Genomic DNA, 21,671 nt, shown 5'->3' on the forward strand with positions numbered 1-21,671 from the left:
CCTTGGCGGGCCAACTCGACCGCGCGGCGCCGGAACTCGGGCGGATGTGGTGAGGGCATGGCGAACATCCTTCCTGATCATCGCCGGTGACCTCAGGCTGAGCGTCCGGAGAACGGGGGGAAGCTCAGAGGGCAAGTCAGCAAGGTCAGTGAACTTGAGGGTTTCCACGGATGCCTCCTGGGTTGTCAGTTACGGCGAGCAACTGGGCGGGTGAAGCCAATGAGGGTGGGACGGTCGTAGGGCTGGATGGCGATGCCGGGGCGGCAGGCGGTGCAGCGGGCGTTGATCATGCGGCCGCCGCCGATGACGATGCCGACGTGGCCTGGGCGGTCGGTGGCGGTGCCGGGGCCGGAGTTGAAGAAGACGAGGTCGCCGGGTTGTTCGTGGCCTTTGGGGATGCGGACGCCGTAGGGCCATTGGGCGAAGGTTGTGCGGGGAATTGTGATGCCGGCGGCGCGGTAGGCCATCATCGCCAGTCCGGAGCAGTCGTAGGCGTGGGGACCGGTGGCTCCCCACCCATAGGGCTTGCCGAGTTGGGCGCGCGCGTAGGCGATGACCTTGGCCGCGACACCGCCGACTACGGCGACTGGCGAAGCGGCGTATCTGGCGGCCCAGCGCAGGACGAGGTCGACGTACCAGTGAGCGTGGTTATAGGTGAAGAGCGCCTTGCGCAGACCTGAGCGGTCACCGCCTCGGGCGCCGGTGGCGCACAGGTAAGCGGCGGCGCCATGGATGGCGTCTGCAGGGTCGTAACGGTCCTTGTGCCCGTCGCCGTTGGCGTCAGCGCCGTAGGCGGCCCATGTGGGGGCAAGGAACTGCATCGGGCCGCCGGCTCCTGCGTGGTTGTGTCCGGAGCGGATGCCAGATAGCCGGGAGCGGCCATGGTCGGATTCGACTTTCCCGATACCGGCCAAGGCGCTCCAGTGCAGGCCTGGGCAGGTGCGGGCGGCATCCATGTACCAACGCAGGTATTCGGGTGGAATGTCCTGGCGGGCAAATGAGGAGGGCGCCCCGTCGGGCTGCCCGCTGGCCGTGCTCGGTGCGGGGCGCACGGTCAGGACGAGTGCGATGAGCAGAAGTGGAACAGCTAGCAGGGTGGCGCAAGTGAAGACGGTGGCCCTCACCATGCGGGCCGTCCGGTGTCTGGCGCGGTGGGCGCTGGATGAGGGTCAGTCCGCTTGGTCGGCGCCTGCCTGGGCTCGGCGGCGGGCGCGGAAGCCAGCGCCTGTGGCGGTTGGGTCATCGGTGGGCACCCCCGGTTCTCGGTGGGGCTGCCGCAGCACTTCGCGGACCGCTTGCCAGGAGTAGCGGAAGTCCTTGCCGGTCTTGAGCGCGGGGATCTGCCCGGCGTTGGCCATCCGGCGGACCGTCTGCGGGGACAGGCCGAGTTTGGCGGCCAGTTCGGCGGTGGTCAGCACGTCGGGGTCGCGGCCGGGTCGGTCGGTCATCGCGTCGGCTCCTGGGGTGTGGGTCATGGCGCCTTCCTAGTGTCACAGGTGGGTGCTGCGGAAGCACGTTGTGCGGTTGCCTGACGTTAAGAAAAGTTCTTTGACACTGCTTGCGCTCTGAAACTATGCCACGTAACGTGACCGTCACGCAACGCACAGACATGATCGGAGGTGAGGCCCATGCACCAGCCGCACACGCGGGCCGCCGCGGCACCCGCCGTCGACACGACCGAGCTGGTGATGGTCGGGGCGCACGGCGGAGCCGGGACGTCCACCCTGTCGGCCCTGCTGTACGGGTGGGATCTGGGCTCGATCGGCAACTCCATCGAACCCGGACGACCACCGGTGCGCGCCCACGGGCGCCCGCTGGTGGTGGTGTGCCGCAATACCGTCCCGGCCGCCCGGTACGCCACCGCCGCCGTCACCGCGCTGGAGACGTGGGACGAGCGCATCGCGGTCCTGGCCATCGTCAGCGACGGCCAGCCCGAACCCAAGGACGCCGTCGCCCGCTTCGCCCTGCTGGCCGGCCGGGTCGGTCACCTCAGCCGGGTGCCCTACGTGCGGGCGCTGCGCCTGGTCGACAGCCCCCTGGACGTCAAGCTGCCGGCCAGGGCCTGGGGCGCGCTGATGCACCTGCGCGCTCTGGCCGAGGCCGGCCCCACCGCCCCGGGGAGGCCCGCATGATCGCGGTGAACGTCCAGCTGCTCCGGGTGCTGGAGGCGGTGATGGTGCCTCGGCCGGCACCGGTTCCCGACCCGGCACCGCAGGCCCCGCCGGGGCTGGCCGAGAAGATGGAGGTGCTGCTGGCCTGGGGCAAGTGGGGCGTGCTGGTCTGCGGTGTCGCCGGGCTGTTCATCTGCGCCGGGCAGATGGCGATCGGCCGCAAGAACCGCTCGGCGTTCGCCGCCGACGGCGCCACCGGCATTCCCTGGGTGCTGGGCGGCCTCAGCCTCGCCGCGACCGCCGCCCCGATCGTGGGGGTGTTCTTCAAATGAGCACGCGGAAGACACTGAGGAAGCGGCGGGCTCCCTACCTCCTCGCCGTAGCCCTTCTCGCCGCCAGCGCCCTGCTGTACGCCGCGACCCGCTTCAACGGCCCCGACCCGGCCGAGCACCGGCCTCTGCCCCAGGTCCCGCCGACCTCGCAGTTACAGGCCGCACCCCAGGTCGAACTCACCGACTTGACCTGGAGCGATTACCACGGCGTCCGCCTTCCCTCCTCGGTCGCCGACGGCCCCTTCCGCACCGTCGATGGGACGGCCTCAGGGTTCTCGCGCACTCCGCGCGGGGCGCTGCTGGCGGCTATCCACATCGTGGTGCGCGCGGACGCCCGCTGGGGGCCGGGCGTCTTCGAGCCGACGATCACTCACCAGGTGACCGGTCCGGATCAGGGCGTGCTGATGGAGGCGGTCCGCGGCTTCCATGCCGTTCTCGCGCCCGAGTCCCGGAAGGCCTACGCGGTGATCGAGGGCTTCCGCTGGCAGGGCTACACCCCGGACGCCGCCAGCGTGGAGATCGTGTCGGCCGGGCCGGGCGATGGCTCGGTGACCGTCCGGGCCGCCACCCGGCTGCAGGTGCAGTGGCAGGCCGGTGATTGGCGGCTGGTCGCCCCGCCCGGCGGCGAGTGGGGCAATTCCGCCGCTGCGATCCACTCGACCGATGGCTACACCCTGTTCCCGGCGGGGCGGTGACCATGCTGTTCACAACTCCGCCACCGAGCCCACCGCCGACCCCGGGCCCGTGCATGACCGCACTCGACCCCGGCTGCGTCCAGCCCCGGGAGGCGGGCCGCCCGTTCGGCCCTCCGCTGCCGGACCTGGTCGGTGAGCTCGGCGGGGACGCCCTGGAGGGAGTGGCCCGGGCGATGCAGTCGGCGGTCAGCTGGTTCGTGTCCAACACCGCCTCCTGGTGGGTCAAGACACCGTCGCCGGACCTGGAGGCCGAACCGGCGGTCGGATTCCTCCAGCACCTGACGCAGCCGCTGACCATCGCGGTGGCGATGACCGCCATGCTGGTCGTCGCCGCGAAACTGGCCCTCACCCGCCGCGCCAACCCGCTCATCGACACCGGCAGCGGCCTGGCGATCCTGGCGGCCACCACCGCCATCGGGGTCGTGGTCCCCAACCTGCTGCTGCAGTGGGGCGACGCGTGGTGCACCTGGGTGCTGAACGCCTCCGCCCAGGGCGACTTCGCCCGCCGGATGACCCAGGTCGTCACCTTCCCCACCGGGGCGCCGGCCGGCGTGGTGCTGCTGCTGGGGATCGTGGCGTTCCTCATCGGCATCGTCCAGGCCGTGCTGCTGCTGTTCCGCCAGGGCGCGCTGATCATCCTGGCCGGGCTGCTGCCGCTGGCCGCCGCCGGGACACTCACCGCCGCGACCCGGCCGTGGTTCAAGAAGGTGGCGGGCTGGATGCTCGCCCTGGTCTTCTACAAGCCCGCCGCCGCGGCCGTGTACGCCACCGCGTTCACGCTGATCGGCACCGGCAAGGACATCCGCGCCGTGCTAATGGGCATCGCGATGATGCTCATCAGCCTGATCGCCTTCCCCGTCCTGCTGAAGTTCTTCACCTGGACCACCGGCCACGCCGACACCGGCAGCGGGGGCAGCCTGCTGACCGCCGTCATGGGCGGGGCCACCGCGCTGGGCGCGCTGCGCTCCTTCGGCCCCGCACCCGGCTCGGGCGACTCGGCCGGAACCCATGCGGGCTTCCTCAACCAGCAGCTCGGCCCGCAAGGCCAGGACTCCGGTGATCAGCGGCCGGATGGTGCGGCGCCTCAGCCGGGAACGCACGCCCCGACCAGTCCACCGTCCCCCTCAAAGAACTCCGGCACAAGCGCCCCGGAGCCCGGAGAGCAAAGCGCCCCCCACTCGAACACTCCGTCGGGCAGAGGCAGCCCGGATGGCCACGGGCCGTTCGGTGGGACGCCCGGCGCTTCCCCGTCCGGTGCGCCTCCGTCCGGTGCGCCTCCTGGCGAGGGCGGCGAGCCCGTGGGGCCGACCACCGTGCACGCCGCCGACCACGAGCGTGACCGAGGCCCGAACATGATCCGGTGGATGGGGAACCCCACCGGCTCCCACGACGAGGGTGGCCCGACCGGCGCCACCGATGCAGGAGGTGACGGCGGTGGGACATGAACTCCGCATCCGCACCGATCAGCCGTTCCGTCCCGGCACGACGGCGTCCGCCAACGGAAATGGAGGTGATGGTCATGAAGCATGAGCCGCGCACCTACGGCGGCTGGCGCCAGCGGCGCGGCGTCGGGCTGCTCGGACTCGACACGACCGCGACGTTCACGGCGCTGGGCGCGGCGATGGGCGTGGTCCTCATCGCGGCCGTCGTCCCTGGGCTGCTGCCCTACCTGCTGCCGCCGGTCGCGCTCGGCGCGGCGCTGGGGCTGGTGCGGGTCGGCGGTGAGCCGCCGGCCCGACTCGCCTGGGCCCGGTGGCGGTGGTGGTGGGGTTCCCGGCGCGGCCACACCCGGTACCGGGCCGGTGTGGTGGTGGATCACCCCAGGGCGTTCCAGTTGCCCGGGGTGCTGGCGCCGCTCACCCTGCTCAGCGCCGAGGACGGGTACGGGGGCCGGTACGGGGTCGTGTGGGACCGGCGGCAGGGGCTGCTCACCGCCACGTTGCGGGTGGTACCCGCCTCGACCTGGCTGGCCGACCGAAACGACGCCGATGGGTGGGTGGCGTCCTGGGGCGGGTGGCTGGCCGGCCTCGGTCACCTGCCCGCGGTGCGGTGGGTGAGCGTCACCGTCGACACCGCTCCCGAGCCCGGCTCCACGCTGGCGGAGTCGGTCGGCCGTGCCCTCGACCCGTCGGCCCCGGAGCGGGCCCGGCAGATCATGGGCGAGCTGGTCGCCACCGCCCCGGCCGCGGCGGCCGACGTGGACACCCGGGTGTCGATCACCTTCGACCCCAAGGTCTCCCCCACCGGCTCCACGGAACTGACCGGAGCGGTCGCCGAACTCGGGCGGGTCCTGGACGGGTTGGCGTCCGCGCTGGGCGGGTGCGGGGTGGCGGTGCTGGGAAGGGCCACCGCCGCCGAGATCGCCGGGATCGTGCGCACCGCCTTCGACCCGCACGCCCGCGGCGAGGTCAACCGCCTCCTGGCAGGCGCTGACGCCGACGACGCGCTGACCTGGTGCGACGCCGGGCCCATCGGCGCGGTCGAGTACACCGGCCACTACGAGCACGACGGCGGTACCAGCGTCTCGTGGGCCTGGCACGAGCCGCCCCGCCAGAACGTGCACTCCAACGTCCTGGCCCGCCTGGTCGCCCCCGGTCCGTATCCCAAGCGGGTCACCCTGCAGTACCGGCCGCTGCCCGCCGCAGCGGCGAGCCGGGTGTTGCAGCAGGAGGTCAACGCCGCCGCGTTCCGCGCCCAGTTCCGGCGCCGCACCGGGCGCGACGAGACCGCCCGCGACAGCTGGGACGCCGCCCGCGCCCGGCAGGCCGCCGCCGAGGAAGCCGCCGGCGCCGGGGTCTGTCTGGTCTCCCTGTACACCACCGTCACCGTCACCGACCCGGCCGAACTCCCCCGGGCCACCGCCCAGGTCGAGGCCGCCGCCGACAACGCCAAGATCCGGCTACGCCGCCTGTGGGGCAGCCAAGCCGCCGGCTTCGCCACCACCCTGCCCTGCGGCATCTACCCGGCCGAACTGTCCAGACGCCTCGTCCACTGAACCGTCCCTGCCCGCCGATAGCCGCGGGCCGGAGTCCTCAAGCCCCCGTACGAGATCACCGAAACGATCCTTCGACTTCCCGACGAGAGGTCCATCGAGCATGCCGTTCTTCCGTGAGTCCATCTGCTGGACGTCTACGCCCAACGACCTCAACCGCTCGCCACGCTCAAGCCCCGGCACCGTCGCCAGGGGATCAGGAGCGCGACATCAGGCGGCCGGGCAAACCGACCCGGGCACCCGGCAGGAGGTTCATCGCTGATGCCGTCCTCCTACGAACTGCGTAGGACCGCCGCTTCTGGCCCATCCACCGGGTCCTCGCGATCAGGGCCTGAGCCGAGCGTCGAAGCGCAGGCCATGGCCGAACCGCTGGCACCCGCCTGGGGGTGGCGCCTGCCCTACGGGGGCCGGGCGGGGCACGTGGCGGCGGCGCCCGAGTTCCAGGCGACGACGATGCAGGTGTGCGGGCTGTACCCATTCACCGCCGGGTCCGGCACCCCCACAGCCGGGACCCCGGTCGGCCGCCACCAGCTGTGGGGCGAGGTCGTCTGCCTGGACCCGCTGGCCTGGCTACGGGCCGGGCTGATCACCAACCCCGGCATGTTCGTGCTGGGTCAGCCGGGGACCGGCAAGTCGACCCTGGTCAGGCGGCTGGTCACCGGGGCCGTGGCGACCGGGACGACGCCGATCGTGCTGGGCGACACCAAACCGGACTACACGATGCTGACCGAGTACCTCGGCGGGCAGGTCATCCGCGTCGGGCGCGGCCTGGATCGGATCAACCCCCTGGATTCCGGTCCGCTCGGCACTGTGCTGCGGCGGCTGTCCGGCGCGCAGGCCGAGACCCTGCGGTGGGAGGTCCGAGGTCGGCGGCTGTCGCTGCTGATGGCCCTGGCCACCCTGGTCCGCGAAGCCCGCATCACCAACGCCGAAGAGGTCGTGCTGGGGAGGGCCATCGACCTGCTCGATGACCGCCACGCCCAGGCCCCGACGGTCGTGGACGTGCTGAAAGTCCTGGAGGAGGGGCCGGCGGAACTGCGGTCCGCCGCCCGCACCGACTCCACGGGCGCTTACCAGGAGCGGACCCGCGACCTGGTGTTCACCCTCGACCTGCTGGTGTCCGGATCGCTGGCCGGGGTGTTCGACGCCCCCACCACCCACCCACTGGACTTGAACGCCCCCGCCGTCAGCGTCGACATCTCTCGCGTCGGTGCCGCCGGGGACAAGCTGCTGACCGCCGCGATGCTGTGCACCTGGAGCTACGGCTTCGGCATGGTCGACGCCGCGGCGGCCCTCGCCGAGCTGGATGCCGGGCCCCGCCGCTCCTACCTGGGGGTGATGGACGAGCTGTGGCGGGCGCTGCGCGGCGCCCCTGGCCTGGTCGAGCACGCCGACGCGCTGACCCGGCTGAACCGGGCCAAGGGCATGGCCTCCATCATGATCACTCACTCCCTGGCCGACCTCGACGCCCTGCCCACCGAGGAGGACCGCGCCAAGGCCAAGGGGTTCGCCGACCGCTCCGCCATCACCGTCCTGGCCGGGCTCCCACCCCGCGAACTCGCCCGGGTGCACGAGATCACCCCGCTCACCGGGCCGGAACAGCACCTGGTCACCTCCTGGTCGGCGCCGGACTCCTGGCAGCCCGACGCCCGCCACCCCGGTCGCGGCAAGTACCTGATCAAGACCGGCGGACGCCTCGGCATCCCCGTCGAACTGTCCCTCGTCGGGCCCGAGAAGGAGCTCTACGACACCGACCAGGCCATCCGCACGGCACGGCCGGCCGCCGGCGGCCGGCCGTCAACCGCCGGGAGCCAGCCGTGAGCCGGGCGCTGGGGCCACGGCCGTCGCTCTGGCACACCGGGGCGATGGGCGGATGGCTGGTGCTGGCCGCCTGCTGGGCACCGGCCGGCGGGCTGTGGGTCGTGTGGGTGGCGGCCAAGATCGCCGCAATGCTGGCCGGTGGGACGGTGCTGCCGTTCGGGGCCGGTTTCGCCCTGGCTCTCGGCCGGGGTGCCTGGCCGGGGACGCCCACCTTCCTGGTCCTGGTGGTGCTCGCGGTGCTGGTCGCCGGGCTCGGGGCGCTGGTTTGGACGGTGTGGCGGTATGTCGCCGAGCGGTTGCCCCGGCCCGATGATCCGATCGCCGCGCTGGCCCACAACCCCGGCATCGAGGTCTTGAAGCATGCGCAGGCCGCGGGCAAGGCCGTCGAGCTGCGGCGTTCCCTCAAGGGCACCGACCCGTTACGGCTGGGGCCGGGCGAGGTCGGGTTGCTGCTCGGCGAACTCCAGCGGCCTGGGCGGCCCGGCAAGGGCACGGCGCTGTACGCGTCGTGGGAGGACACACTGGTCGCGTTCATGGCGCCGCGGTCCGGTAAGACCACCGCGCTGTCGATTCCGTACGTGCTGTCGGCGCCCGGTGCGGTGATCGCCACCTCCAACAAGGCCGACCTGTGGGCGGCGACCGCCCGGCTGCGCCAGGAGGCCGGGGGGCGGGTGTGGCTGTTCGACCCCCAGCACATCACCTACCAGCCGCAGGGCTGGTGGTGGAACCCGCTGTCCGGGCTGGCCACGGTGGAGGACGCGCACCGGCTTGCCGGCCACTTCGTGCTGACCGTCGACGACCCGCAGAAGAAGGACCTGTGGGGCCCGGCCGCCCAGGACCTGCTGTGCGCCCTGTTCCTGGCCGCCGCGACCTCCGGCCGCTCCCTGCGCCACGTGGCCGCCTGGCTGGACGAACCCGCCGTCCCCACCCCGATCGAACTGCTGCACCACGCCGGATTCACCCTGATGGCCTCGTCGCTGAAAGGCACCCAGAACGGGGCTGTGGAGACCCGCGACGGGATCTACCAGACCGCCCGCACCGCCGCCAAATGCCTGCGCGACCAGGACATCCTGTCCTGGGTCACCCCAGGCGACGCCCTGCCCGCCTTCAGCCCGGCCGAGTTCACCGCCGGCACGCGGCCCGGGACGCTGTACCTGCTGAGCAAGTCCCGCTCGGCCGCCGCCCCGCTGATCGCCGCCCTCACCGACACCGTGATGCGCGCCGCCGAGCACCACGCCGAACGCTCCGGCGGCAGGCTGGACCCGCCCCTGGTCGTGTGCCTGGACGAGGCCGCCAACATCTGCCGGATCGCCGACCTGCCCGAGCTGTACTCCCACCTCGGTTCCCGCGGCATCGTGCCGGTCACCATCCTGCAGTCCTACGAGCAGGGCGTCACCGTCTGGGGCGAACCCGGCATGGCCGCCCTGTGGGGAGCCGCCACCCGCAAGCTCATCGGCGCCGGCACGGACTCCCCCCGCCTGGCCCGTGACCTGGCCACCCTCATCGGCCAGCACGACGTCCCCACCCGCTCCCTCACCCACGCCGACGGCCGCACCAGCGAGCAGATCTCCCTGCGCCGCCAGGACATCCTCGAACCCGCCGCCATCCGTGCCCTCCCACCCGGGACCGCTCTGCTGCTGGCCACCGGCGGACGGCCGGCGCTGCTCGGGCTCTGCCCCTGGTACGCCGGGCCGCGGGCCGGGCGGATCGCCGAGTCCATCACCCTGGCCGAGGCCGCCATCACCGAAGGGGCCCGGAGGGCCGACGCGACCTGGCCGGAGGTGGCGGAGTGAGCTCCAACGTGGTGGGTCATGGGGAAAGACGTCGAAGCCGCCCGGGAGGTGTCCCCCTGGAGGGGAATGCGGCCGGGCGGACCCGACTTGCTCCCGTCCCGCCACAGCCGGCCCCCGCGGCTGCCCTCAGGCGCGTCCGCGCTGAGACCACCCGGCCCCACGGCCGAGCCGACGCCGCCACAGCATCCGCCGCCGAAGGGGAAACGCGGCCGGGCGGATCCGACTTGCTCCCGTCCCGCCACAGTCGGCCCCTGCGGCTGCTCTCGGGCGCATCTGCGCTGAGACCGCCTGGCCTCGCCGCCGAACCGTCCCCGTCCCAGCGCCGCAGCACGGCCCATCTGATCAGCCGTACCGAAGACCCGAACCGTCCGTAGAACGCGGGGCCCTGGCCTCGCCGAGCGAAAGGAGCACCGCCCATGAACGCTTTGATTTCGGAGGCAATGTGTCCACGTCTGAGCAGGCACCGGCGCGGCCGGTGTACCGCACCCTGTCCCAGTGGGTGAACAACCACTTCATCCCGATCTACCGGCGCACCCTCGGCGGCGAGTACCGGTGGTGCTCACAATGGTGGAAGCACGCCGAGGCCATCTCCCGCTTCTCCAGCCTGTGGTACGCGTGGGAATCAATGCGGATCAACGGGTCCACCGGGATGGGCCTGTGGTACCGCGACCACCTCGACCACCAACTGCCCGTCCTGCTCGGCCCGCGCGGGCCGTTCTACCAGTGCACCGAGACCGAACACCTCGAACCGCACCAGGCCGCCATCGCCCTGCCCCCACCCGGCTGGTGGACCTCCTCCCTGGCCACCACCGGAGGCCGGGCATGAGCGACCCCACCTCCGCAGAGAACGCCGCCATCGCCCTGGACGCCTACGAACAGCACATCCTCGGCGACACCCAGACCACCCACCGCCGCAACCCCGTCGTCGCCGACGCCCTGGTCCGCGGCCTGATCAACGACCTGGCCGACTACGCCGACCAGCGGCGCATCGACCTCACCGCCGTCCTCACCGGCGCACTGGAAGCGCGGGCCGACGACCTCACCGAGCGGCAGGACTCCGAGCTCGTCCGGCAGGTCGGCGCGCAGGTGCAGATCCGCCCAGACGCAGCCGGGGAACCGCTGCCGGTGCGGCGCGGAATCATCACCGGGGTCGAGGAGTACGGCAACGGCAACGCGGTCTGCGCCGTGCGGTTCCCCGGAATGGACGGGGATCTGCAGCTGGCGGTCTCCGACCTGCAGCCCGCCGAACCGTTCCCGCACACCACCACCCGGCTCGGACCCGTCACCACCGCCACCGACGCCGAAAAGACCCTCATCACCGTCGCCGCCCGCATCCAGTGCTGCGCCCGGTCGGGCGTCCGGCCCGACCACGACGACCTGCTGGACCGCAACAGCCTGGCCGGCAACCTCGGCCGGTGGGCCGGAACCACCGACGAACGCGTCCTGACCACGCTCACCCAGCAGATCAACCAGGCTGCCGCCCGGATGAGCACGCCCGGCCTGCAACCGGGGACCGATCCGGTGCGGCTGGCCACCACCGGCTTCCCGCACGACCTGAACGACGGCGTGCCCGCACCCTCCGGGCAGGACCCGGCAGCCGGTCAGGCGCCTTCGCCGGAGCACCGGCCGGGGCGGGCCTTGTGAGCAGCAGGCCCTGGCCGCACCGCGAACAGAACGGCGGTCTGGCCTGCGGACAGGACGGCGGTCCAACCCACGGGCGGGACGGCGGTCCGACCCGCGGACAGGACGGCGGTCCGACCCGCGAGCAGAACGGCGATCCAACCCGCAGGCTGCTGGGCTCCCGAGCCCGTCCGATCGCCTGCCGCCGGCTTCCCGCTCGACGCGCGGCTCGCACCTGAGGCGGTTCCGCCCGAACCAACCCCGGCTCGCGGCAGACCCGGCCTCGGACCGCCGCGAGCCCGGATACCCGCAACCGTGACCACTCATCGCCGTGCGGGCGTGTACCGCCTGCCGCTTCCCTCTGGAGACCTTCATGCCCGACGACACCAATGCCCAGAGTGCCGAGTTCGCGGCCAAAGCGCTGGACGCCTTCCAGGAACACGCCCAGCCCGGTCCGGCACCCGACCACCGCAAGGACGCCGAGCACGCCGCCGGGCTCGTCGGCGACCTGCTGATCGACCTGATGCACTACGCCGATCGGCGCGGGCTCGACTTCGACGAGACCCTGCTGGCCGCGCGCCTCTTCTACGCCGACGAGACCGCCACGGCCCAGGACACCGCGGTCCAGCACGCCCGCGCCCTGGCCGGGGCCGTGCAGCGGCTGAACGAGGCCACCGCCCCGTGGGAGTCCTGGCCGGGCCTGTCCGATCCGCAGTCCGTGCACGCGGTGCTCGACGAGCTGACCGCCGCGATCGGCGGCCTCGGTCCGGTGCTCTCCCAGCTCAGCGACTACCTCCGGAACAAAGCCGGCGAAGACCGGCAGCCCGGCGAGCGGGCCGAAGCCGCCTACGCCACCGCCTTCCATCTCCAGGCCGCCCGCGGCTCGGTGGCCGACCTGGCCGAGGTGCTCGACAGCGCCCGGTGCCTGGCCGACGGCCTCACCACCGCGAAGCCCGGACCCGACCCCCCGCACCCGGGGCCGGTCGGACTCGCCGCCCGCGATTTCCCCGCCGGCCTCGACGAACTCCTCGGGCGCGCCGACCCCGACCCGCCGCCGGCACCCGGCAGCCCTCAAGGCCCGCATCGCGGACCGCGCCCGTAGCCGCACCGCCGAGACGATGCCGCCCGCCGGCCACCCGCCGGTGGGCGGCACCCGCCCCTTCACCGTCCTCACCGGAGGTAGACCGTGAGCCTTCCCCTCATCCGCGACACCACCGCACGGCTGTCGGTCCCGCAGCTGTTGCCCGGCCGGCTCGCCGCCGCCTACCGCGCCCTGGAGATCGCCGAATACGCCACCCGGGAGCTGATCTTCCTGCAACCGCCGGACCTGCCTCCGGGATGGGCCGCCGCCCAGCAGCACGCCGCCCGAGCCCGCGGAGCACTGTCGCGGGCGCCGTCGTTCGAGTGGCCGCTCACCTTCCCGCCGCCCGTGCTCGCGCTCGCCGAGGCCGACCTCCGCACCGTGGTCAGGGCGCTCGCCGGACTCGCCGACACACTGGTCATGGCACTGGTCGAGGCCGCGGACCAGGCCGAGCACGCGGACGATGAGGCCTGCTGCGTGCAGGCCGCACTGCATGGCAACGACCTGCACACGGTTTTCCACATAAGCGCCCGCACCTTGTCCGCCCCCGAGCCTGCCTGACGTAACCGTGGCTCAACCCGCTCTCACTGCGGGCCCGCACGTTCAGGTCCCACCACCGGACGGAGGCTCCATCCGCATGAACGCCCACATCGCCCACGTGACCAAGCAGATCCAGGCTGCCGGCGAGTTCCGGGGCTGGTGGCCTCCGCCCTCATCGGGCCGGAACCCGTCGAGCGGGCGACCGCCGAACTCATCCGCGGAACCCCGGACGAGACGTACCCGGCCTGCGCGACCGTGCTGGCCGGAGCCGTGGAAGCCCGCGCTGGGCCCTGGCAGAGGCACCGTCGCCGGCCTTGCCGTCCGAAACCACCTTGGCTTCGGGGCGCACCGAACTCGCCCAGGCGATCACCGAACTGATCGTGACCGCCACGCGGGCCGGGCTCACCGCCACGTCCAAGAGCACCGGTCCGGCCGACCGGACCGCCGCCCTCCCAGCCGCACGGCACGCGGGGTGCGTCCACGCAGCTCCGACATGGCTCGTCCCGGTCGTCCCGGAGGTGTAGAGGACGGTCAGCGGGTGCGTCCACGCGGCTCTGGCATGACTCGTCCCTTGAAGGCGGTTCTCGCGCTCGCGCGATACCCGTCCACAGAAATAGAGCGGTTCCGCGCCCGCGGCCACCGCGCCGCACGCTCGCCTGACCCGCCCGTCCGAGGCGGTCAGCAAGCCGCCACAGCACCTACGAGCACCTACGGAGGACACAGCACCATGACCGACGACCGGCAAGCAGAACTCTCCCGGCTGCTGGAGACCGCGAACGCCGAGCTGGCCCGTGCCGAGCACGCCATCAGGGCGTTCGCCGAGGAGGGCCCGGACGGGTTCATCCGCTGGGGCTTCGCCCAGTGCGAGGTGATCGAGGCCCGGCTCGCCCTGCTGGGCGCCCCGTCCATGCCGCCCCAGCCCGACCGCCCGCCCGTACCCGGCGAGGAGTCCGTGGACTCCCTGTTCGACCTGGCCCGGCACGTCGCCCGGACCCTGGTCCTCGCCGCGGAGCAGGCCGACGATCCGGCCGACAAGTTCGCCTGCCTGGACGCCGCCCGCTACGCCGGGCGCCTGCGCGAGGCCCTGCGATGAGCTTCACGGTCACCTTCGGGGACATGCTCGCCCTCGCCGACGGGCACCTCGCCCAGGTCGCCGGAGCGTTAGCCCGCCCCGACGCCGGCGAGCAGGCCCGCCGTCCCGCCACGGTCGCCGAACTGTCCCGCCTCGTCGGCGTCCTCGCCCGCTACAGCGGCCGGATCGCCACCGGCTTCGATCTGCTGCCCGCCGCCGGTACCGGCGTGCAGCAGGCCGCCCGCCAAGCCGTACCGCTGCTCACCAGGGCGCAGGACGTCCTCGGCACACCCGCGGGCTCCGAGCCGCCCGGCCCCGAGCTGGCCTGGGATCTGCATGCCACCGCCACCGCCCTGGGCTGCGGCCTCGACCTGCTCGCCACCCACCTGTCCCCGCCGCCGGAACCCGATGTTCCCCTGGCCGGCAACGCGGCCGTCATCGTCGACGCCGATACCGCCCGGCTGCTCCTGCGCACGGTCGGCGAATACGCCGCGGTCGCCGGCCGGGCCGCCTTCCATTCCGGACCGGCCGGGCGGCAGGCAGGCGAGCTACTCCTCAGGGCCGCGTTCATCGGGCAGGCCTTCGTCCACGACGAGATCACACCCGTGACGGCGATCCCGCTCAACCAGGTGCCCGACCGCATCCCGCCCGGCCCGGGAGAGAGCAGGGAGCAGAAGCTCGCCGGGATCGACATCAGCGTCCGGCGCCTGAACCCGGCCGAGGTCAGGAACTCCCTGCCCGCCTGGCGTTACCTGACCTCGGCCGCGGCGGTCAGCTGCGACATCGGCCAGCACCTCATCCAGCAGCTCGCCCGGCGCGCCGCCGAACTCGGGCTCGCCGACGCCGCCGGCGCGCTGGACGGTCTTACTCCCACCGTCCGGCAACTCGGCCGTCGCTGGAAGCGCATCGCCACCCGCTGGCACGGACTCACCCGCGAGCACACCGATCCGGTCGTCGGCACCGCGCTGGACGCCAGCGACCTGGTCCTGCGGCTCGGCCGCCTCCTCTACGCCGATCCCGGCTGGGCCCCAGGTCCTCGCGCCAGCCTCAGGGTCACCCCGCTCGAGCACCTGGCCGCCACCCCGGCCGACCTCGCGCAGGTGGGTACCGCCGTCTTCAAGGCTTTCGAGGGCTGCGACATCGTCGCCCGCCACCACCGCGCCGCCCTCAACGACCTGTTCACCCGCGACGTTCTGCGCGCCCCGCCCCGTGCCAGTGGACGCTACAAGCCCAACCACGACATGCGGGTCTTCCTGCGCCGGTACGAAAATCTTCACGCCGACAGCCGCGAGATGATCGCCCGGTTCGCCCGAGCGCTTCAATCGATACCGGACCAGCCCTCCGGTGCCATCGCCGAAACGACCCTCGTCGCCCGCCGCACCGCCGTCCCCGACACCTCGTCACCCGTAGCCTTGGCCGCCACCGGCTTCCCCGTCCCCATCACCGAAGCCGTCCAGGGCGCCACGGCTGCAGGTCCTTCCTTACCGCCAACCGCTCTGGCTAAGGGGAGATCGGCTGGTAACAGTCCGTAGCCGGCGGGATGCCCGGACCGGGTGCCTCGGATGGATCGCCCCGAGGCACCCGGGGCCAGCCGGTCAACGTCATGGAGTGCAGCCCGTTCTCACCGACTCCTCCTGAGGATCAAGCGCCGGATCAGTGCAGTAGCAGAGCTCCAGTGGGCGCCCGGGCCGAACCGGATCCGGAGTACGGCCGGGGTCGGGCGGGCGGCCTTGCGGGTGCGCAGCCATCACCTGCGGCTCCTGGCCGACGTTCCGGTCGGCGGCCGGTCCGTGGTGGTCGAGCTGCAGTTCGGCGGCCGGTCTGCTTTGTGCCAGAGCCATTGACTGGGCAGAACCGTCATGCCCCGCGCCCGCTGGCCGCGGTGATGATCATGTCGTCGATGAGCCAGCGGATGTCGGCGGGGATGTCGATGAGGGCGCGCAGGACGTCGGGGCGGAGCGTGCTGGCGTCCAGGGCGTGGCGGAGGGCCTGGAGGGTGAGGTCGTCGTCGAGGGCGGCGGTTTCGGCTTCGGTGCCGAAGTAGCCGAGGGGGACGGCGAAGAAGGCGGCCAGGGCGGTGAGGGTGCGCAGCTGGGGGTTGTCCTGGCGGCCGGTGCGCAGTTTCCAGATGGTGGTGGAGGAGATGTCCTCGCCGGTGGCGGCGGTGATGGCGGCGGCGACCTCGACGTTGTTCTTCGGCGGCGGGGCGGTGGGCGGCCACAGGTTCTGGATGAGCCATTCGATCTTGTCCGCGAGCGTCGCGGACGGCGGGACCGCCGGGGCGGCCTGCCGGGGTGTGGGAGCCACTGCCTCTCCTTGTTGATCGAAGTCCACCAACACACGTTGCAACCGATCGTAGTTGACAAGCTTCGCTGCGTGATGCATCTTCTCCTCAACGACTTTAGTTGATGGCTCTTCGACCTCATCAACTTCTGCACTGTGGGAGGGGACAGATGCACCAGCTGGTCACGCCTGCGCAGGTGGAACTGGACGAGCGGCAGCGGCGGCTGCTGCGGTTGCGGCACGAGCTGGCGCGGATCGGAGTGCGCACCCGGATCCGCAGGCCGCGCAACGGCCGGTGGAAGATCACCCTGCGTTCGGCGCGGTGGTCGGAGACCGTGCTGTGCGCCGGCGCCGAGGGCGCTTACGCCTACGTGACCGTTCACGGGCGGCTGTTAGGGCCCGCCGATGACGTTCGGCACGTCGCGCAGGTGCTGGTCTGGATGGTCGACAGGAAGCACCGGTGAACGCCCGGCCTGGCGCCCACCGATTCCCGGCCGGCGGATGGGCGATTCCCGAGCCGCTCGGATCGACGTCCGGCACTGGCTCTCGACCCGCGCCCGGTACGGCGGTGAAGGCGGTCTCGGCGATCCTGGCTCCGCTGATCGTGGCGCTGGCGGTGCTGGGCGGGGTGGGGTCGTTCGCCACGGTGCGGGAGATGGCGCGGCCGTGGTTCGGGGAGTCGGCGTGGATCGTGCCGGTCGGCATGGACGTCGGCATCGTGATCCTGCTGGCGTGGGATCTGCTGATGGAGTACCTGCGCCTGCCGTGGCCGGTGCTGCGCTGGGTCGCGTGGGCCTACATCGCCGCCACGGTGGCGGTGAACGTCCTGGCCGCCGGCGGGAACCTGGCGGGGAGCGTGATCCACGCGGCGATGCCGGTGCTGCTGGTCACCGTGGTCGAAGGCGTCCGGCAGCTGATCCGCCGGTGGGCGGGGCTGGCGGCCGGAACGAGGCGGGAGAGGATCCCCGCCGTCCGGTGGGTGCTGGCCCCGGTCTCGACCGTCCTGCTGTGGCGGCGGATGGTGCTGTGGCAGGTCACCGCCTACCGGCACGGCCTGGACCTGGAGTACCGGCACCTGCTGGCCGTCGCCCGCCTCCAGGAACGGCACGGGCGGTGGGCGTGGCGGTGGCGGGCCTCGCTGGCCGAACGGACGGCGCTGCGGCGGCTGCCCGCCGAAGCCACCGGGCACGGCGGCGCACTGGCGGATCCGGGTCCGCCTGGTCCAACACCTCCTCCGCTCTCCGCCGAACTCGGGTCAGCCAGTACGGCGGACGCACCCGTGCCGTCCGGCTTCGCCACGGTCGGCGGCGGGACACCGGGCGTCGATGCCGGCCCGCCTCTCCGTCCGGCCGAGGCCTTCGCCGCGGATGAGGTGCCGGCGGCCGTGGCCGGGTGGGCGAGCGCGGAACTGGTCACGGCGGCACGGCAGGTGGTGGCCGAGGCCGAGCGGCGAGGGGCGCGGTTGAGCAAGGCGGCGTTCGGGCGGCGGTTGCGGCAGCAGGGGTTCACCATCGCCAACCAGCGTCTGGCCGAGCTGCGCGCCGTCTGCGATGAGCCCCGGGCCAAGGGGGTATGAGTACATGGCGAGTCCCGGCCCCGGCTTCCCCACCCGACCGTCCGGACGTGTGGAGGCTGTTCCCGTGCCCTTCCCCGACGACCGGCGACAGCGGCTGCGGGACTTCCTGCACCAGGTCGCCGAGCAGGACACCGCCCGCCTGCGCACCGGCCGGCTGCCGTGGGTGTGGTGGCTGGAGCACGCGGCCCGGCACGGCCGCCACGGGTTCGTCAACACCTTGCTGATCGCCGCCCAGTCCCCCGCCGCCGTCGAGGTGCGCTCCTACGAGGACTGGCAGGCGCGCGGGCGGCAGGTCCGCAGGGGCGAGGGCGGGATCCGCATCCTGTCGCGCAAGGACCGGCCCCGCCCGGTGTTCGACCTCTCCCAGACCGATGGCGGCCCGCTCGACGAACTCGTCCCGGTCACCGCTGCCGAGGCGTACGAGCGGCTGCGCGCCCTGGCCGCCGATCTCGGGTTGTACGTCCAGCGCGGCCAGCGCTGGACCTACGCCGGACGGGCCGACCGGCTGATCCGCGTCGACCCCGCCCTCGGCGACTTCGGGGCCACCACCGAACTGGCCCACCAGCTCGCCCACGTACTGCGTCGCGGCGACCACCCCGACCCGCACGCCGACACCTGCCACGGCGCCCGCCGCGTCCACGCCGACTCCGTCGCCTACCTGGCCCTGGCCCGCCTGGGGCTGGAGACCTCCCATCTGGTCTTCCCGCCGGCCGCCGCCTGGGCGGGCACCGACCCCCGCGCCCGGCCTTCCGAGGCCGTCCGACAGCTCGGCGACCAGATCCTGCGCACCACCGCCCACCTGCACCGGCGGCTCCCCCGGCCCGGGGAGAGCTCCCCGGGCGCCGGCGTCGGCCCACTCGGGCATGAGCGCCTTGGCGGCGGCGTTCCCCGCCCGGTCCGGCGTTCGGGCAAGCGCAGCGGGCGACCTACGGAAAACCGACCCGACACGACCGTTCAGCTCGCCGAGACGCCGGTCGGCGGCGAGAACTCGGCCAGGCCCAGACCGGACGGGCAGGGCAGGCCCGCCAAGCGGCGTCCCAGCGGCGGGCAGTCCTTCTCCCCGGCCAGGGGAACCGCCCATGCTCAGGCCCTCTTGGCCGTTCACCGCGCCGCGCACCGCTTCTTCCAGTCGAACCTGGCCGGCAGCTGGGTGCCCGGATACCTGTCCGACCGCGGGTTCAGCGCGGACGTCCCGCAGCGTTGGGAGCTGGGGTACGCGCCGAAAGCCGGGCGGACGCTGACCGACCACCTGCGCCGGATCGGCCATTCGGACCAGGTGATCCTGGCGTCTGGGCTGGCCCGCCGCACCAGGACCGGCGCGCTGTTCGACGCCTTCCGCGACCGGCTCGTGTTCCCGCTGCGCACAGGTGAGGGCGCCGTCGTCGCCTTCATCGGCCGGCGGCCCGACGGCGCGCCGGGCCCCAAGTACCTCAACAGCCCGGAGACCGCGCTGTTCCGCAAGGGCGAGGTGCTGTTCGGGCTGCACGAGACCCGGGACCGGCTGGCGGCCGGGGCCCGGCTGGTCATCGTCGAAGGCCCGCTCGACGCCATCGCCGTCAACACCACCGACGGGTACGCCGCTGTCGGCCCCTGCGGCACCGCGCTGACCGCCGCCCAGCTCGCCGCCCTCGGCCGGCACGCCGACCTGGATACCGCCGGAGTCCTGCTCGCCCTGGACGGCGACCCGGCCGGGCAGGCGAGCACCATCCGGGCCTGGCTGACGCTGTCCCACCTCACCGGCCCGCTCGACGCGCTCGTCCTCCCGGACGAGCGCGACCCGGCCGACGTCCTGCGCGCTGGAGGGCCGCCCGCTGTCCGTACCATGCTGCGGTTCCCGGTCCCGCTCGCCGACCTGGTCGTCGACGCGTGCATCGACCGGTACGGCGGGACGCTGGAGTTCGCCGAGCAGAAGCTCACCGCCGTCCGCGCCGCGACCGCGCTCATCGCCCGCATGCCCGCCGTCCAGGTCCCCCGCCAGGTCGCCCGCCTCCATGCTCGCACCGGCGTCGAGGTCGCCATCGTTACCGACGCCCTCACCGAGGCCGTCGGCGGCGAGCCCGCGGGCGCCCCTGCCCTGGCGGCCAGGAGCTTCCCGGTGCCGCCCGGCCCCAACTCACCCGAAGAGCAGGCGGCCACCGGCCCCGTGCTCACGGACCCGTCCACCTCGCCGAGGAGAAGGTGTTGAACGAGACCTACCCCGACCCCGTCACCGAGGGACTCACCCACAGCGGCCAGCGCCTGGTCCAGATCATCGCGCTGGCAACCGCCGGCTACCGCAGCCATGCTCTGCGCAAAGCCCGCTCAGCGGCCGACGCCGCGCGAGCCGACTCGGCGACGCGCAGCCAGGCCGACGCCGAGGCCAAGGCCGCCCACGCCCAGGCCCGCGCCCGCTGGGCCCCCGCCCACGACCGGCAGTGGCTCGACCAAGCCGGCCTGCTCGACGTCGCCGCGGCCTGGGGTGCCGCCGTCCCCCACGCCGCCGACCACGCATCGGCGGCCTCGGCCGTACGCAAGTGCGAGCAGCGCCTGCGCAACCTGCACCCGCACGCGATGGACCACTACGACCGTCACCGCGCCGCCGGCCACGACCTGCTGGAGGCCATGCGCCACGCGGCCCCGTTCTTCACCCGCGACCCCAATGTCCGCACCGGCCACCCCGCCACCCGCCGCGACGCGCTAGCCGAAGGCACGGAACAGCGGTGGGCCGCATCCGTCCACGGCCCCGACCGCCACGAATGGGACGCCCACCGCCAGGAACTACGAGCCCAACAGATCATCGCCGACCTGCAACGGCAGGCCCACGCCGAAGGACGCCCCCATCTCCTCCCCGCAGAGCTGCACAGCGTTCTCGGCTCCACCACCAACCTGCCCGACGACATCATCGCCAAGGCCGTCCGCACGGCGCTCGCCTCTGGACCTGTCAGGGAACGCACCCCGGTGGAACTAGCGGCCGAGGACTTCCCGTACAGCATCGAGGAAGCCATGCGAATGACCGTGCAACGGCCGCTCGACGACACGCACCGCAGGCCGCCCGCCCAGTCACCGGACCAGAACCGGCGCCGCAACCGCTGACGCCCGGGCTATCAGGACCAGCGTGTCACCGCTCCCCGTGCACGCAGGGATGGTCCAAGGTGGCAGCCTTGCCGGGCTGCCATCAAAGCTGGAAGCGGTCGCGTAGTCGATGAAGTGACCCATATCCCATCTGCTCGCTATTGGTCTGGATGTGCTTGGCCGTGTGAGGTGCCCTGCTCGGATGATGTCACCCACGTTGCTGTCGTCGGCCGCTGCATCGATGCGGCGTAGCATGATCGAGGCTTTGCCTCGCATGCGCCCGGCATGGTGCTCGTCTGCGAACTCCTCGATGATCCGTTCAACACACTGGTCTCGCTGGCTGTCGAATTCTCGCTCGCGCCTGCTGGAGGGTCTCGTTGATCCGCTTGATCAAGGAGGCGAAGTTCGCATCAAGGACTGCGACACCATCGAAAGGTGTCTCGTCCTTCTTGTGTTCCTGCAGATAGGCAAGGAACTCCTTGGCGAAACCAGCCTTACCGATCCTGGTCCCGAATGTCGCCTCACAGGTGACCGTAACAACGTCCCACATCGACGTGTTGTAGGCGTTGATGCTGACCTCGATGGCCTTGTCGGTAAGCTCGGCCGCTTCTGCTTCGCTCAGTCCCAGAAGATTGGAGATATACGGCGAGCGGCGATGCCAGCGAGCACCAGGGACTAGATCCTCAGGTTCTTCGATCGTGACA

General features: G+C 72.5%; 21 protein-coding genes. 18 read left to right on the forward strand and 3 right to left on the reverse strand.

Going from position 1 to position 21,671, the window contains the following annotated elements:
• Positions 1-185: 185 nt before the first annotated feature.
• Together DPM19_RS36930 and DPM19_RS09510 are read right to left on the reverse strand one after the other, a co-directional pair.
• Positions 186-1,127 carry a C40 family peptidase gene (locus tag DPM19_RS36930; protein WP_111865110.1) on the reverse strand — a complete coding sequence of 314 codons (942 nt, stop codon included), beginning with the start codon at positions 1,125-1,127 and terminating at the stop codon, positions 186-188.
• A gap of 42 nt (positions 1,128-1,169) precedes the next feature.
• Positions 1,170-1,448, reverse strand: a complete 279-nt coding sequence (locus tag DPM19_RS09510; RefSeq protein ID WP_158566742.1) for a helix-turn-helix domain-containing protein — start codon at positions 1,446-1,448, stop codon at positions 1,170-1,172.
• A 180-nt stretch (positions 1,449-1,628) separates the two neighbouring features.
• Here DPM19_RS09510 and DPM19_RS09515 point away from each other — a divergent pair, with 180 nt between their 5' ends.
• The 14 genes from DPM19_RS09515 to DPM19_RS09580 all read left to right on the forward strand — a co-directional run bounded on the left by DPM19_RS09515 (position 1,629) and on the right by DPM19_RS09580 (position 15,589).
• Positions 1,629-2,132: a hypothetical protein gene (locus DPM19_RS09515; protein WP_111865116.1), complete on the forward strand. Its 504-nt coding sequence runs from the start codon at positions 1,629-1,631 to the stop codon at positions 2,130-2,132.
• Positions 2,129-2,443, forward strand: coding sequence for a hypothetical protein (locus tag DPM19_RS09520; RefSeq protein ID WP_199484964.1), 315 nt, complete (start codon positions 2,129-2,131; stop codon positions 2,441-2,443). Before DPM19_RS09515 ends, DPM19_RS09520 begins: the two co-directional genes overlap by 4 nt.
• On the forward strand, positions 2,440-3,138 hold the full coding sequence (locus DPM19_RS09525) for a hypothetical protein (RefSeq protein WP_111865118.1): 699 nt from the start codon (positions 2,440-2,442) through the stop codon (positions 3,136-3,138). Before DPM19_RS09520 ends, DPM19_RS09525 begins: the two co-directional genes overlap by 4 nt.
• A gap of 53 nt (positions 3,139-3,191) precedes the next feature.
• A complete protein-coding gene (locus DPM19_RS09530) occupies positions 3,192-4,583 on the forward strand; it encodes a hypothetical protein (protein WP_111865121.1) in 1,392 nt (463 codons plus the stop codon).
• A gap of 74 nt (positions 4,584-4,657) precedes the next feature.
• Positions 4,658-6,133: an SCO6880 family protein gene (locus DPM19_RS09535; protein ID WP_111866292.1), complete on the forward strand. Its 1,476-nt coding sequence runs from the start codon at positions 4,658-4,660 to the stop codon at positions 6,131-6,133.
• Positions 6,134-6,487: 354 nt separating this feature from the next.
• On the forward strand, positions 6,488-7,951 hold the full coding sequence (locus tag DPM19_RS09540; protein ID WP_111865123.1) for a hypothetical protein: 1,464 nt from the start codon (positions 6,488-6,490) through the stop codon (positions 7,949-7,951).
• On the forward strand, positions 7,948-9,744 hold the full coding sequence (locus DPM19_RS09545) for a type IV secretory system conjugative DNA transfer family protein (RefSeq protein ID WP_111865125.1): 1,797 nt from the start codon (positions 7,948-7,950) through the stop codon (positions 9,742-9,744). The genes DPM19_RS09540 and DPM19_RS09545 overlap by 4 nt, the downstream gene beginning before the upstream one ends.
• 442 nt (positions 9,745-10,186) lie before the next feature.
• Positions 10,187-10,570, forward strand: a complete 384-nt coding sequence (locus DPM19_RS35185) for a DUF4913 domain-containing protein (RefSeq protein WP_158566743.1) — start codon at positions 10,187-10,189, stop codon at positions 10,568-10,570.
• Positions 10,567-11,388, forward strand: a complete 822-nt coding sequence (locus DPM19_RS09555) for a hypothetical protein (protein WP_111865130.1) — start codon at positions 10,567-10,569, stop codon at positions 11,386-11,388. Before DPM19_RS35185 ends, DPM19_RS09555 begins: the two co-directional genes overlap by 4 nt.
• 349 nt (positions 11,389-11,737) lie before the next feature.
• A complete protein-coding gene (locus DPM19_RS09560; RefSeq protein ID WP_111865133.1) occupies positions 11,738-12,466 on the forward strand; it encodes a hypothetical protein in 729 nt (242 codons plus the stop codon).
• Between the two features lie 84 nt (positions 12,467-12,550).
• Positions 12,551-13,006: a hypothetical protein gene (locus DPM19_RS09565; RefSeq protein WP_111865135.1), complete on the forward strand. Its 456-nt coding sequence runs from the start codon at positions 12,551-12,553 to the stop codon at positions 13,004-13,006.
• 293 nt (positions 13,007-13,299) lie between these two features.
• Positions 13,300-13,509: a hypothetical protein gene (locus tag DPM19_RS09570; RefSeq protein WP_146778792.1), complete on the forward strand. Its 210-nt coding sequence runs from the start codon at positions 13,300-13,302 to the stop codon at positions 13,507-13,509.
• Between the two features lie 203 nt (positions 13,510-13,712).
• Positions 13,713-14,078, forward strand: coding sequence for a hypothetical protein (locus tag DPM19_RS09575; protein ID WP_111865141.1), 366 nt, complete (start codon positions 13,713-13,715; stop codon positions 14,076-14,078).
• Positions 14,075-15,589, forward strand: coding sequence for a hypothetical protein (locus DPM19_RS09580; RefSeq protein WP_111865143.1), 1,515 nt, complete (start codon positions 14,075-14,077; stop codon positions 15,587-15,589). Before DPM19_RS09575 ends, DPM19_RS09580 begins: the two co-directional genes overlap by 4 nt.
• 325 nt (positions 15,590-15,914) lie before the next feature.
• Here the strand turns inward: DPM19_RS09580 and DPM19_RS09585 are convergent, their stop codons facing one another.
• A complete protein-coding gene (locus DPM19_RS09585; RefSeq protein WP_111865146.1) occupies positions 15,915-16,364 on the reverse strand; it encodes an XRE family transcriptional regulator in 450 nt (149 codons plus the stop codon).
• A 146-nt stretch (positions 16,365-16,510) separates the two neighbouring features.
• Between DPM19_RS09585 and DPM19_RS09590 the strand changes: the two genes are divergently transcribed.
• The 4 genes from DPM19_RS09590 to DPM19_RS09605 all read left to right on the forward strand — a co-directional run bounded on the left by DPM19_RS09590 (position 16,511) and on the right by DPM19_RS09605 (position 20,988).
• Positions 16,511-16,804, forward strand: coding sequence for a hypothetical protein (locus tag DPM19_RS09590; protein ID WP_111865148.1), 294 nt, complete (start codon positions 16,511-16,513; stop codon positions 16,802-16,804).
• A 104-nt stretch (positions 16,805-16,908) separates the two neighbouring features.
• Complete coding sequence (locus tag DPM19_RS09595; RefSeq protein ID WP_146778793.1) at positions 16,909-17,916, forward strand: DUF2637 domain-containing protein; 1,008 nt, start codon at positions 16,909-16,911, stop codon at positions 17,914-17,916.
• Positions 17,917-17,980: 64 nt separating this feature from the next.
• Positions 17,981-20,101 carry a toprim domain-containing protein gene (locus DPM19_RS09600; RefSeq protein WP_111865153.1) on the forward strand — a complete coding sequence of 707 codons (2,121 nt, stop codon included), beginning with the start codon at positions 17,981-17,983 and terminating at the stop codon, positions 20,099-20,101.
• Complete coding sequence (locus DPM19_RS09605) at positions 20,098-20,988, forward strand: hypothetical protein (RefSeq protein ID WP_111865156.1); 891 nt, start codon at positions 20,098-20,100, stop codon at positions 20,986-20,988. Before DPM19_RS09600 ends, DPM19_RS09605 begins: the two co-directional genes overlap by 4 nt.
• The last annotated feature ends 683 nt before the right edge of the window (positions 20,989-21,671 follow it).

The organism is Actinomadura craniellae (assembly GCF_003289645.1).
In the GTDB taxonomy this organism is placed as follows: Bacteria; Actinomycetota; Actinomycetes; order Streptosporangiales; family Streptosporangiaceae; genus Actinomadura_D; species Actinomadura_D craniellae.

Excerpts from the sequence above, each read along its gene's own strand:
- DPM19_RS09560 (WP_111865133.1), top strand. The coding sequence starts at position 11,738 with ATGCCCGACGACACCAATGCCCAGAGTGCCGAGTTCGCGGCCAAAGCG.
- DPM19_RS09540 (WP_111865123.1), top strand. The coding sequence starts at position 6,488 with ATGGCCGAACCGCTGGCACCCGCCTGGGGGTGGCGCCTGCCCTACGGG.
- DPM19_RS09525 (WP_111865118.1), top strand. The coding sequence starts at position 2,440 with ATGAGCACGCGGAAGACACTGAGGAAGCGGCGGGCTCCCTACCTCCTC.
- DPM19_RS36930 (WP_111865110.1), bottom strand. The coding sequence starts at position 1,127 with ATGGTGAGGGCCACCGTCTTCACTTGCGCCACCCTGCTAGCTGTTCCA.
- DPM19_RS09520 (WP_199484964.1), top strand. The coding sequence starts at position 2,129 with ATGATCGCGGTGAACGTCCAGCTGCTCCGGGTGCTGGAGGCGGTGATG.
- DPM19_RS09590 (WP_111865148.1), top strand. The coding sequence starts at position 16,511 with ATGCACCAGCTGGTCACGCCTGCGCAGGTGGAACTGGACGAGCGGCAG.
- DPM19_RS09555 (WP_111865130.1), top strand. The coding sequence starts at position 10,567 with ATGAGCGACCCCACCTCCGCAGAGAACGCCGCCATCGCCCTGGACGCC.
- DPM19_RS09580 (WP_111865143.1), top strand. The coding sequence starts at position 14,075 with ATGAGCTTCACGGTCACCTTCGGGGACATGCTCGCCCTCGCCGACGGG.
- DPM19_RS09530 (WP_111865121.1), top strand. The coding sequence starts at position 3,192 with ATGACCGCACTCGACCCCGGCTGCGTCCAGCCCCGGGAGGCGGGCCGC.
- DPM19_RS09510 (WP_158566742.1), bottom strand. The coding sequence starts at position 1,448 with ATGACCGACCGACCCGGCCGCGACCCCGACGTGCTGACCACCGCCGAA.
- DPM19_RS09575 (WP_111865141.1), top strand. The coding sequence starts at position 13,713 with ATGACCGACGACCGGCAAGCAGAACTCTCCCGGCTGCTGGAGACCGCG.
- DPM19_RS09535 (WP_111866292.1), top strand. The coding sequence starts at position 4,658 with ATGAAGCATGAGCCGCGCACCTACGGCGGCTGGCGCCAGCGGCGCGGC.
- DPM19_RS09515 (WP_111865116.1), top strand. The coding sequence starts at position 1,629 with ATGCACCAGCCGCACACGCGGGCCGCCGCGGCACCCGCCGTCGACACG.